This window comes from Methylobacterium sp. WL116 (assembly GCF_008039455.1).
In the GTDB taxonomy this organism is placed as follows: Bacteria; Pseudomonadota; Alphaproteobacteria; order Rhizobiales; family Beijerinckiaceae; genus Methylobacterium.
The window spans coordinates 1-11,009 of the sequence record NZ_VRUV01000108.1 but is presented as its reverse complement, the minus strand read 5'-3'; the positions used below and the strand labels follow the sequence as shown (position 1 = coordinate 11,009).

12 protein-coding genes are annotated in these 11,009 nt (G+C 71.7%); 9 read left to right on the top strand and 3 right to left on the bottom strand.

Features of this window, described 5'->3' with window-relative positions:
* From FV223_RS10830 to FV223_RS10785, 9 genes are all read left to right on the top strand, one after another.
* A partial coding sequence (locus FV223_RS10830; protein ID WP_147727055.1) for an FAD-binding oxidoreductase occupies positions 1-1,239 on the top strand: 1,239 nt, incomplete at its 5' end.
* A 321-nt stretch (positions 1,240-1,560) separates the two neighbouring features.
* Positions 1,561-1,854, top strand: a complete 294-nt coding sequence (locus tag FV223_RS10825; RefSeq protein ID WP_147727054.1) for a DUF2218 domain-containing protein — start codon at positions 1,561-1,563, stop codon at positions 1,852-1,854.
* A 58-nt stretch (positions 1,855-1,912) separates the two neighbouring features.
* Positions 1,913-3,175, top strand: coding sequence for an aminopeptidase (locus tag FV223_RS10820; RefSeq protein ID WP_147727053.1), 1,263 nt, complete (start codon positions 1,913-1,915; stop codon positions 3,173-3,175).
* Between the two features lie 64 nt (positions 3,176-3,239).
* A complete protein-coding gene (locus FV223_RS10815) occupies positions 3,240-4,523 on the top strand; it encodes a beta-ketoacyl-ACP synthase (protein ID WP_147727052.1) in 1,284 nt (427 codons plus the stop codon).
* Complete coding sequence (locus tag FV223_RS10810) at positions 4,520-5,287, top strand: SDR family oxidoreductase (RefSeq protein ID WP_147727051.1); 768 nt, start codon at positions 4,520-4,522, stop codon at positions 5,285-5,287. Before FV223_RS10815 ends, FV223_RS10810 begins: the two co-directional genes overlap by 4 nt.
* Before the next feature lie 2 nt (positions 5,288-5,289).
* Complete coding sequence (locus tag FV223_RS10805; protein ID WP_147727050.1) at positions 5,290-5,580, top strand: SH3 domain-containing protein; 291 nt, start codon at positions 5,290-5,292, stop codon at positions 5,578-5,580.
* A 395-nt stretch (positions 5,581-5,975) separates the two neighbouring features.
* The gene (locus FV223_RS10795) at positions 5,976-6,998 is read left to right on the top strand and encodes a zinc-binding dehydrogenase (RefSeq protein ID WP_147727049.1); all 1,023 of its coding nucleotides are present in this window, start codon (positions 5,976-5,978) and stop codon (positions 6,996-6,998) included.
* Between the two features lie 113 nt (positions 6,999-7,111).
* Complete coding sequence (locus FV223_RS10790) at positions 7,112-8,113, top strand: lipid A biosynthesis lauroyl acyltransferase (RefSeq protein WP_147727048.1); 1,002 nt, start codon at positions 7,112-7,114, stop codon at positions 8,111-8,113.
* A gap of 4 nt (positions 8,114-8,117) precedes the next feature.
* Complete coding sequence (locus tag FV223_RS10785) at positions 8,118-8,885, top strand: DUF1223 domain-containing protein (protein WP_147727047.1); 768 nt, start codon at positions 8,118-8,120, stop codon at positions 8,883-8,885.
* Between the two features lie 128 nt (positions 8,886-9,013).
* Here the strand turns inward: FV223_RS10785 and tatC are convergent, their stop codons facing one another.
* From tatC to FV223_RS10770, 3 genes are all read right to left on the bottom strand, one after another.
* Positions 9,014-9,814 carry a twin-arginine translocase subunit TatC gene (gene tatC, locus FV223_RS10780; RefSeq protein WP_147727046.1) on the bottom strand — a complete coding sequence of 267 codons (801 nt, stop codon included), beginning with the start codon at positions 9,812-9,814 and terminating at the stop codon, positions 9,014-9,016.
* 3 nt (positions 9,815-9,817) lie between these two features.
* Positions 9,818-10,369: a Sec-independent protein translocase protein TatB gene (gene tatB, locus FV223_RS10775; protein WP_147727045.1), complete on the bottom strand. Its 552-nt coding sequence runs from the start codon at positions 10,367-10,369 to the stop codon at positions 9,818-9,820.
* 101 nt (positions 10,370-10,470) lie between these two features.
* On the bottom strand, positions 10,471-10,746 hold the full coding sequence (locus tag FV223_RS10770) for a twin-arginine translocase TatA/TatE family subunit (protein ID WP_147727044.1): 276 nt from the start codon (positions 10,744-10,746) through the stop codon (positions 10,471-10,473).
* Between the last annotated feature and the right edge of the window lie 263 nt (positions 10,747-11,009).

Genomic DNA, 11,009 nt, shown 5'->3' with positions numbered 1-11,009 from the left:
GTGGTGGCGCAGGGCGGCAACACCGGGCTCGTCGGCGGCGGCGTTCCGCATGGCGGCGTGGTGCTGTCGCTCGCGCGGATGAACCGCGTTCTCGCGCTCGATCCGGTGAACGCCAGCATCGTGGTCGAGGCCGGCGCGATCCTCGCCGAGGTGCAGGACGCGGCCGACGCCGCCGGGCTGCTGTTCCCGCTCTCCTACGCCTCGCGCGGATCGGCGCGGATCGGCGGCGCGCTGGCGTGCAATTCCGGCGGGATCGCGGTGCTGGCCTACGGCAACGCCCGCGACCTCGTCCTCGGGCTCGAGGTGGTGCTCGCCGACGGCCGGGTGTGGAACGGCCTCAAGGCTCTGCGCAAGAACAACGCCGGATACGACCTCAAGCACCTGTTCGTCGGCTCGGAAGGCACCCTCGGCATCATCACCAAGGCGGTGCTGAAGCTCTTCCCGAAGCCCGCCTCGCGCACGGTCGGGTTTGTCGGGCTGCCCTCGGCCCGCGTGGCGCTCGACCTGTTCGCGCGCCTGCGCAGGCGCGCCGACCGGGACCTCACCGCCTTCGAGTTCATCCCGCCGGTCGGGCTCGACATGGTGCTGCGGCACATGCCCGGCACGGTCCGCCCGCTCGCGGGCGAGCACGGCGCCTACGCCCTGATCGAGCTCGCCTCCGCCCGGCCCGACGCCGACACCCGGGCCGAGCTCGAGGCGGCGCTCTCCGAGGCGATCGAGGACGGGCTCGTGGAGGATGCAACGCTCGGGGCGAGCGAGGCGCAGAACCTCGCGCTCTGGGCCTTGCGTGAGCATCTCTCGGATGCGCAGGGCTACGAGGGCGGCTCGATCAAGCACGACGTGTCGGTGCCCCTGTCGCGGCTCGCCGACTTCGTCGAGCAGGCGAGCGCGGCCTGCGAGGCGGCGATGCCGGGCCTGCGGGTCTGCGCCTTCGGCCATGTCGGCGACGGCAACATGCACTTCAACCTGAGCCAGCCGGTCGGCATGGACAAGGCCGCGTTCCTCGGCACCTGGGCGGACTTCAACCGCATCGTCCACGACATCGTGACCGCGATGGACGGCTCGATCGCCGCCGAGCACGGCGTCGGCCTGATCAAGCGCGACGAGCTGCAGCACTACGCCGACCCGGTCGCCCTCGACTTGATGCGCGCGATCAAGGCCGGGCTCGACCCGCAGGACCGGCTCAACCCGGGCAAGGTCGTCGCTCTCTCCGACGATCCGCAGCCCGCCCTGCCCTGAGCCGACCGCCGCGGAGTGCCGAGCCGGCTGGATTTCGATTGTGCGACGCACCATGTCTTGCCATGATGCGATGACGCATCGCGCCATAAATCGGCTCTCCGGCCGGTCCAAGGTTCGAATCGCGACCGGTCGGGAGAAGACCGGGAGCGTGCGGGTTTCCCTGCGTTAGTGGGGCGTTAACGGCTGAGGTTGCGTTTTATCGTCAACCCCGGTCGCGGCGCCCGGCGCCAGGGTCCGGCACTTGCTTGGGTCCCCGCCTGCCTTCGCAGTCGCGAAGGCGACGGCCGGCTCGCGACGAGACGTTTCAAGGAGACCATCGAGATGCCCACCTCTCAGGCCCGCGTGCAGACCGCCGAGGCGAGCCGCTACCTGCAGCAGCTCTGCCGCCACTGGAGCCACAAGTTCCCGGTTTCGGCGACCCCCGAGCACGGCACCGTGCCGTTCAGCGAGGACCGCGTCTGCACCTTCGACGCCGAGCCCGACGCCCTGCTGATGCGGATCGCCACGTCCGATCCCGCTGGGCTGACCCGCCTGGAGAACGTCGTCTCCGACCACCTGATGCGCTTCGCCTTCCGCGAGAGCCTCGGCGAGATCACCTGGTCCCGCGCCGCTTGACTCGATGGACCCCGCACCGATCTTGCACCACAGGATCGGACGTTTCGAAGGGGTCGCGATGAACGCGCATGCTGAGCCGCCGGTCGCGAGGTCGGCGCACGAGGAGCGGCTCGACCGGCTCGCGAAGGTTGCGGTCCGGGTCGGGCTCAACCTCCAGGCCGGGCAGGAGCTTGTCCTGACCGCGCCCCTCGACGCGCTGCCGCTGGCGCGTGCCATCACCGCCGAGGCCTACCGCGCCGGGGCGTCGCTGGTGACAACCCTGCTCGGCGACGACGCCGCGACGCTCGCGCGCTTCGCCCACGCCTCGGACGCGGCCTTCGATACCGCCGCCGGGTGGCTCTATGCGGGCATGGCGGAGGCCTACCGCAACGGCGCCGCCCGCCTCGCGATCAGCGGCGACGACCCGTCGCTGCTGTCGGCCCAGGATCCGGAGAAGGTCGCCCGCGCCAACCGGTCGCGCTCCAAAGCCTACGTGCCGGCGCTCGAGTTGATCGCCAACTTCGCCACGAACTGGACCATCGTCTCGGCCGCGACCCCGGCCTGGGCCCGCACGGTGTTCCCCGACCTCCCCGAGGCGGAGGCGGTCGCCAAGCTCTGGGATGCGGTGTTCGCCGCCTCCCGCGTCGACGGCCCCGATCCGGTCGCCGCCTGGGCCGCGCACAACGCCCACCTCCACGCGCGCAAGGACAGGCTGAACGGACACCGCTTCTCGGCGATCCGCTTCCGGGGGCCGGGCACCGACCTCACCGTAGGCCTCGCCGACGACCACGAATGGTGCGGCGGCGCGGCGACCTCGCGCAGCGGCATCACCTGCAACGCCAACATCCCGACCGAGGAGGTCTTCACCACGCCGCACAGGGCGCGGGTCGAGGGCCACGTCGCCAGCACCAAGCCGCTCTCGTACCAGGGTACGCTGATCGAGGGCATCCAGGTGCGGTTCTCGGAAGGCCGCATCGTCGAATCGGCCGCCACCCGGGGCGCCGACGTGCTGGCCCGCGTCCTCGACACCGACGAGGGCGCCCGTCGCCTGGGCGAGGTCGCGCTGGTGCCGGCTTCCTCGGCGATCTCGGCATCGGGGCTGCTGTTCTACAACACGCTCTACGACGAGAACGCCGCGAGCCACATCGCCCTCGGCCAAGCCTACTCGAAGTGCTTCGTGGGCGGTGGCGCGGGCTTCTCGGAGGACGACCTCGCGGCACGCGGCGCCAACCGCAGCCTGATCCACATCGACTGGATGATCGGCTCGGCCGAGGTCGACGTGGACGGCATCGCCGCCGACGGGCAGTCCGTGCCGGTGATGCGCCGGGGCGAGTGGGTCTGACGGCTGAGCCCGGTCCGTCACGCCGCGGGATGCACGGCCGAAAAAAACCGATTAAGACGGCGCCATGGCAGGACATTCCCATCGCGACGCCCGCGGTCGCCCGCTCGTCGCCGTCACCGGTCTCGGCATCGTCTCCTCCCTCGGGCACGGCCAGGACGCGACCTGGACCGCCCTGACGCAGGGGCGATCCGGCATCCACGCGATCGCGCGCTTCCTGACGGACGGGCTGCGCACGCGCATCGCCGGCACGGTCGACTTCCTCGACACCGATCCACTGGTCGCCCCCGCCCTCTCCGAGCGCTTCGCCCGCGTGGCGGCCGAGGAGGCGGTGACGCAGGCCGGCATCGGCGCGGCCGGAGACTTCCCGGGCGCCCTGTTCATCGCGGTGCCGCCGGTCGAGATGGAATGGCCGCAGCGCCAGGCCCTGGCGGAGGCCTGCGGCGGCGAAGGGCCGGTGACCTATGCCGGTCTCCAGCACGCGGCGGCCTCGCGCAAGTTCGACGCGTGGCACGACCTCTTCATCTTCGGGACGGTGGCCGACCGCATCGCCGACCGCTTCGGCACCAAGGGCTCGCCGATCTCGCTCTCCACCGCCTGCTCGTCGGGCGCCACCGCGATCCAGCTCGGCGTCGAGGCGATCCGGCGCGGCGAGATGACGGCGGCGCTCTGCATCGGCACCGACGGCTCGGTGAACCCGGAATCGCTGATCCGCTTCTCGCTGCTCTCGGCGCTGTCGACCCAGAACGACCCGCCGGAGACCGCCTCGAAGCCGTTCTCGAAGAATCGCGACGGCTTCGTCATGGGCGAGGGCGCGGCCGCGCTCGTGCTCGAGGACGCGGCCTCGGCCGTCGCGCGCGGCGCGACGATCCTCGGCTACGTGCTGGGCTGCGGCGAGAAGGGCGACGGCTTCCATCGCACCCGTTCCAGCCCCGACGGCGCGCCGATCATCGCGGCGATCCGCGCTAGCCTCGACGATGCCGGGATCGGGCCGGAGGCGGTCGACACGGTCAACGCCCACGGCACCTCGACGCCCGAGAACGACCGCATGGAGGCGATGGGCCTGATGGCGGTGTTCGGGGACGCCGCCGCGCGCATCCCGGTGACCTCGAACAAGTCGATGCTCGGCCACACGCTGACCGCCGCCGGGGCGATCGAGGCCGTGATCTCGCTGCTGACGATCCGGCACGGGCGCATCCCGCCGACGATCAACTACGCCGTGCCGGATCCGGCGATCCCGCTCGACATCGTCACCGCGGCGCGCGACCTGCCCGTGGCGCGCGTCCTGTCGAACTCGTTCGGCTTCGGCGGCCAGAACACCTGCCTCGTGCTCGGGTCCGAGCCGGCATGAGCGCGGCACCGACCGCGGCTCGCCGCATCCTCGTCACCGGCGGCGCCTCGGGCCTCGGCTCGGCGATCGTGCGGGCGATGGCGGCCGCCGGGCACGGCGTCGACTTCACCTTCCGCGCGTCGCAGGCGCCGGCCGAGGCCCTGCTCGCCGAGCTGCGCGACCGCCATCCCGACGCGGATTTCGAGGCGATCCCGCTGGATCTTGCCGACCGCGGCGCCCTCGACGCCTTCTGCGAGGCGGCGGAGGCGAAGAGCTATTACGGCTTCGTCCACAATGCCGGCCAATCCTACGACGCGCTCGCCGCGATGCTCGATCAGGAGCGCGCCGAGGCCCTGATGCAGGTGAACTTCTTCTCGCTGACGCGGATCGCCAAGAGCCTCGTGCGCGGGATGATCCGGGCGCGGGCCGGGCGCATCGTCGCGATCGGCTCGGTGGCGGCGCTGCGCGCCAACACCGGCAACGCGGCCTATGCGGCGACCAAGGGTGCGCTGATCGCCTATTGCCGCACCCTGGCGATCGAGTCGGCCAAGCGCGGCGTCACCGTCAACGTGATCGCCCCGGGCTTCGTCGACACCCCGATGATGGCCGGATACGCCGCCCACCGCGCCGGCATGGAGCGCCAGATTCCCGCCGGCCGCTTCGCCGACCCGACGGAGGTGGCGGCGCTGGCCGCCTTCCTGATGGCGGATCCCGCCGCCTACGTCACCGGCGCGGTCCTGCCCGTCGACGGCGGCCTGACGGCGATGATGGGCGTCCACCGCTGATCATGCGCGCCTCGCTCCTCGTCCGTCCGGCCCTCGCCGGCCTGCTGCTTCACGTCGGCACCGGTGCGGTGTGCGCCGATCCGGTCCCGTACCGCGTCGACGGCCTGCCGCGCGGCGAGACGCTGAGCATCCGCGCCGAGCCCGACCCGGCGGCCGAGGTGGTCGGCGAGATCCGCGCCCGCGCGCTCGTCGTCGGCTGCACCAACGACACGCCGAGCCGCACGACGTGGTGCCGGGTCAAGGTCGGCCGGGTCGTGGGCTGGGCGCGGCGGCGCTACCTCGCGCCGGAATGAGATCCCCGTCTCGGATTCGGTCGTGCAGGCCGATGTGATGGCAGCTCGGGCTCCAAGCGATGCGGGATCGGACGACCCGTCGCTGCATCTCGTCGGTCTCGATCCTCGCCTCGAGGAATGGCGTGGCGAGCAGGATGCGGCGGTCCGTGACGATCTCGGCGTTGTCGCACCGCCATGCGCTGGTGCTGCGGACGGATGAGATATGTTACGGCCACCCCGCGCCCTCATCCCGAGGTGCCGGAGCGAAGCGGAGGCCTCGAAGGAGAACTCCAGGGATCGCTCCGCCCGCTGGAGGGCTCCTTCGAGGCCCGCTGGCGCGAGCACCTCGGGATGCGGGCGTGATTGGGATCGGCCGAGGTCCGGGCGGGGCCGGCCAAGCGTTTGAAAGTCATCCGATGCAAGCCCTGCAACTCTTCGGCGACCGCGACCTGCGCCTGACCGAGGTCGAGGCGCCCCCTCCCCCCGGTCCCGGCGAGGTTCGGGTGCGCGTCCGCGCGGTCGGCCTGAACTTCATCGACGTCTGGGGCTTTCGCGGGATGGCCTTCGCCAAGCGGCGTCTGCCGCTGACGGTCGGCGCCGAGGCCGCGGGCGAGATCGCCGAGCTCGGCGAGGGCGTCGAGGGGCTCGAAGCCGGCGACAAGGTCGCGCTCTACGGCGCGATGACCTGTGGCCGATGCCGCGCCTGCACCGAGGGCCGCGACAACCTCTGCGAGGATGTCGGCGGGGTGATGGGCTTCCACATCGACGGCTTCGCCCGCGAGTTCGTCACCATGCCGGCCCGGCTCGTGGTCAAGGTGCCCGACGCGGTCAGCCTCACCGACGCGGCCTGCGCCGGCATCGCCTTCGGCACGGTGCAGCACATGCTGTTCGACAACGCCAAGCTCGAGCCCGGCGAGAGCATCCTGGTCCATGCCGGAGGCTCAGGGATCGGCACCGCGGCGATCCGCATGGCCAAGGCCATCGGCTGCACCGTCTACACGACGGTGGGCGACGACGAGAAGGGCGCCAAGGCCGCCGCGCTCGGGGCCGACCACGTCGTCAACTACCGCACCGAGCGCTTCGAGGGCGAGGTCCGCCGGCTGACCAAGCGGAAGGGCGTGGACGTGGTGTTCGAGCATGTCGGCCCCGACACCTGGAACGGCTCGCTGCTCTGCCTCAAGCGCGGCGGCCGCCTCGTGACCTGCGGCTCGACCTCGGGCGTCTCGACGACGATGAACCTGATGCAGCTGTTCCAGCAGCAATACCGCATCACCGGCTCGTTCGGCTGCCGGCTCGCCAACATTGCGGAATCGCTCGACAAGATGGCCGACGGCATCCGCCCCGTCGTCGACACCGTCTATCCTCTGGCGGACTTCGCGCAGGGGCTCGAACGGCTGGAATCGCGCAAGGTCTTCGGCAAGATCCTCGTGAGCTTCTGACGCCCTCCCCTGTCGCGATGAAATGATCTAAGCCCGCGGAGCTTCCCGCGCGGCGTCGCCCGCCGCGCCCGCGCCCCGCCTCGACGGGACGCCTCCCACCCGAGAGTGACCCGTTGCTGCGCCTCGCCCTGACCCTGAAGCGCAACCTGCCGCGGCTCGCCGGCTATGCGATGCTGCCACTGATCCGCGCGGTGTTCTGGCTGTCGCGGGTCCTCGGCCCCGAGCGCGCGGGGGATGCCGGCGGCGCGCTGCTGCGCGCGCTCGGGCCCTGGCTGCCCTCGCACCGGACGGCGCTGACGAATCTGCGCGCCGCCTTCCCCGACGCGTCCGAGGCCGAGATCCGAGGGATCGCGCGGTCCGCCTGGGACAATCTCGGCCGCACCGGCGCCGAGTACGCCCATCTCGACACGCTGTTCGACTTCGACCCCGCCGACCCCGCGACCCAGCGCATGCAGGTCGAGGGCCTGGCGCATTTCCTGGCGCTGCGCGACGACGGCCGCCCGGGCCTCGTGTTCTCGGCCCATCTCGCCAACTGGGAGCTGCCGGCGATCTGCGCGGCGAAGTTCGATCTCGAGACCACCGCGGTGTTCCGCGCGCCGAACAACCCGGCCGCGGCGCGCCTCGTGCAGGAGGTCCGGCGCAAGACCATGGGGCGGCTCGCCGCCTCCGGGCCGGGCGGCGCCTTCGCGATGCAGGGCGTGGTCGAGCGCGGCGGCCATCTCGGGCAGCTGATCGACCAGCACTTCACCCGCGGCGTCGTGGTGTCGTTCTTTGGGCGTCCGTGCCTAGCGAACCCGCTGCTCGCCAAGCTCGCCCGCCACTACGATTGCCCGGTGCACGGCGCGCGCGTGGTGCGCCTTCCGAACGGCCGGTTTCGGCTCGAGCTGACCCCGCCCCTCGACCTGCCGCGCGACGCGGACGGGCAGATCGCGGTGGCCGGCGCGATGCAGGCGATGACCGCGATCGTCGAGGGCTGGGTGCGCGAGAATCCCGGGCAGTGGTTGTGGATGCACCGGCGCTGGCGGCCGAATATGCTGCCGAAGGCGCGTGCGACCGAGGTCGCCGAGCCTCAAGCCAACGTGATTTCCCAGCCGGCGTCGCGTGCGCTCTCCTGAGGCGATGACGGCGACCCACGCTCGTCCCCACTCGTTCGTCCCGATCCGCGTCCTGCTCGCGGCGTTGGCCGCCGGCCTGCCGTGCGGTCCGGCTGCGGCCGAGCCGTTGCGCGCGGTGGTCGAGCTGTTCACCAGCCAGGGTTGCGCCGCCTGCCGCTCGGCCGATCCGGTGATCGGCGACCTCGCCCGCCAGCCCGGCATCCTCGCGCTGACGCTTCCCGTGACCTACTGGGACTATCTCGGCTGGAAGGACACCCTGGCCCAGCGCCCGTTCGGCGAGCGGCAGCATGCCTATTCCGGCGTGCACGGCGCGCGCCAGATGTTCACCCCCCAGGCCGTGATCAACGGCTCCGCCTCGACCGTCGCCTCGGACAGGGCCGCCCTGGAGAAGCTGCTGCGCGAGGCGAACGCCCGCGGCGGTCTGCCCGTGCCGGTCCGCGGCGAGGAGCGCGACGAGCGGATCGTGATCGAGATCGGGGCCGAGCCGGTACCGAAGGCGGATCTGAAGGGCGACGTCTGGCTGGTTCCGGTCCTGCGCAGCCGCCCGGTCGCGATCGGCGGCGGCGAGAACCGCGGCCGAACCGCCACCTACGTCAACGTCGTGCGCGGCCTGCAGCGCCTCGGGCCCTGGACCGGCCAGGCGGTGCGGTTCGAGGTGCCCCGAACGGTGGCCCGCGTCGCGGAGGCCGATGCCTGGGTCGTGGTGGTTCAGGGGACGGTCGGCGGTCGGCCGGCCAGGATATTCGGCGCCGCCAAAGGGCCCGGTCTCTGAAGGGGCCCGGTCGCTGCGGCACGGAGCCTCGAACCGGAGCAAGCCCCGCCCGGGATCCTCAAAATCGAGCCTCACCCGCAGCCGGGTCATGCCCCGTCGTCGTCGACGCCCGGCGTCGCGGCTCGGTCTTACGGGTCGAGCCCTTCGGCGATGCGGCGGCGGGCGCGCAGCGTCTCCATGCGCGACACCGAGAACACCGAGGCCTCGTAGAGCAGCAGCATCGGCAGCGCGAGGGAGAGCTGCGAGATCACGTCGGGCGGCGTCAGCACGGCGGCGGCGACGAAGACGAGGACGATCGCGTAGCGCCGCTTCTCGCGCAGGAACTTGGCGTCGATGATGCCGATCTGCCCGAGCAGCGTCAGGATCACCGGCAGCTGGAAGGCGATGCCGAAGGCGAAGATTAGCGTCATGATCAGGGAGAGGTACTCGTCGACCTTCGGCAGCAGCGCGATCGTCGGCTCGCCGGCGACGCCGACCTGCTGCAGCGACACCGAGAACTTGATGAGCAGCGGCATCGCCAGGAAGAACACGACCAGCGCGCCGAGCACGAAGAACACCGGCGTGGCGACGAGGTAGGGCATGAACGCCTTGCGCTCGTTGCGGTACAGGCCCGGGGCGACGAAGGCGTAGATCTGCGTCGCGATCACCGGGAAGGCGAGGAACGCCGCGCCGAAGACGCTGAGCTTGATGTTGGTGAAGACCTGCTCGAGGAAGTGCGTCGCGATCAGCTTGGCGTTCTCGACCCCGACGATCGAGACGTAGGGGTGGACGAGGATGTTGTAGATCTCGCGCGAGAAGAAGAAGCACCCGAAGAACATGATCACGAACGCGATCAGCGACTTGATCAGCCGTGCGCGCAATTCGATCAGGTGGTCGAGGAGCGGCGCCCGCGACGCCTCGATCTCGGCCTCGTCCGTCTGGTCGATCATCGCTTAATGGCCTGCGGCCGGTGCGGAGGGGGCCGGGCCGTGCGGCGCGGGCGTCGGGTCCGGGGCCGGCCCGTAGGGGTCGTCGACGGATCCCGGGACGGGAAGCGGCTCGGGGGCGGCCTGCACTTCCGCGACGGGCTGGGCGACGGGCTGTTCCAGGGCCTTCGGCACGTCGTAGGCGCCGCCGGTCGTCGGAGCCGCGCTCTCGGCCGCCTTCAGCTGCGCGGTGGCGTCGGCCAGCGTCGCCGAGCTCGGCTTCGGCGCGCGGGCCTCGACGGCGCCCTTGAGCTCGTCGCGGATGGTCTGGACCGGGTTGAAGCCGCCGCTCGCGCCCCGCACCGTGTCGCGGATGCCGTCGACCTCCTTGCGGACGTCGTCGAGCTCCGCCTCGCGGATCGCCTCGTTGAACTGCATCTGGAACTCGCCCGCCATGCGGCGGACCTTCCGCGTCACCTGCCCGACGGTGCGCAGCGCCTTCGGCAGGTCCTTCGGCCCGATGACGATGAGGGCGACGCCGCCGATCAGCATCACCTCCCCCCAGCTCATGTCCAGCATGTCGTCGACGGTCCTGCAGCCTCGGGCCCGTCGCCACGGCGCCGACGGGCCTCGGGAAATGAGCCGTGCCCCCACACGCGGGGGCGCGGGCCCGGGCCTCCTCAGACGGGCTTGCGCTCGCCCTGCGGCAGGTGGCTCGCCGGGATCGCGGTGCCGGGGCTGGTCTCGCCCGCGTGCGGGATGGTGCGGACGGGCTCGGCCGGGGCGACGGGCGGGGTCGCGGCCTGCGTCGGCGCCTCGTCCTCGGCCATGCCCTTCTTGAACGCCTTGATGCCCTTGGCGACGTCGCCCATCAGGTCCGAGACCTTGCCGCGGCCGAACAGCAGCATCACGATGACGGCGACGACGACCCAGTGCCAGATACTCATGCTGCCCATGGCAACCTCCTGCGCCACGGGTCACGCATCGTGAGAGACGTGTCCGCGTCGGCACGTGTCCGCGGTTGAATTTCGGGCAGAACCTAGGGACCGCGCCGGGTTAACACAAGCGGTCAAACCCGGATCGCCCCGGCAATCCCATGCGGGGACCGCGCCCCGTCAGGCGGCCTGCGCTAGGGCCGCGGCGAATTGCGCACGGGCCAGCGGCAGGTCGAGGCCGTCGCGGGCGCCCCCGAGCCGGGCGAGCGCCGCCTCCGCGCGGC

Coding starts and splice junctions, on each gene's coding strand:
- FV223_RS10825 (WP_147727054.1), top strand. CDS start 1,561: ATGCCCACCTCTCAGGCCCGCGTGCAGACCGCCGAGGCGAGCCGCTAC.
- FV223_RS10820 (WP_147727053.1), top strand. CDS start 1,913: ATGAACGCGCATGCTGAGCCGCCGGTCGCGAGGTCGGCGCACGAGGAG.
- FV223_RS10815 (WP_147727052.1), top strand. CDS start 3,240: ATGGCAGGACATTCCCATCGCGACGCCCGCGGTCGCCCGCTCGTCGCC.
- FV223_RS10810 (WP_147727051.1), top strand. CDS start 4,520: ATGAGCGCGGCACCGACCGCGGCTCGCCGCATCCTCGTCACCGGCGGC.
- FV223_RS10805 (WP_147727050.1), top strand. CDS start 5,290: ATGCGCGCCTCGCTCCTCGTCCGTCCGGCCCTCGCCGGCCTGCTGCTT.
- FV223_RS10795 (WP_147727049.1), top strand. CDS start 5,976: ATGCAAGCCCTGCAACTCTTCGGCGACCGCGACCTGCGCCTGACCGAG.
- FV223_RS10785 (WP_147727047.1), top strand. CDS start 8,118: ATGACGGCGACCCACGCTCGTCCCCACTCGTTCGTCCCGATCCGCGTC.
- tatC (WP_147727046.1), bottom strand. CDS start 9,814: ATGATCGACCAGACGGACGAGGCCGAGATCGAGGCGTCGCGGGCGCCG.
- tatB (WP_147727045.1), bottom strand. CDS start 10,369: ATGCTGGACATGAGCTGGGGGGAGGTGATGCTGATCGGCGGCGTCGCC.
- FV223_RS10770 (WP_147727044.1), bottom strand. CDS start 10,746: ATGGGCAGCATGAGTATCTGGCACTGGGTCGTCGTCGCCGTCATCGTG.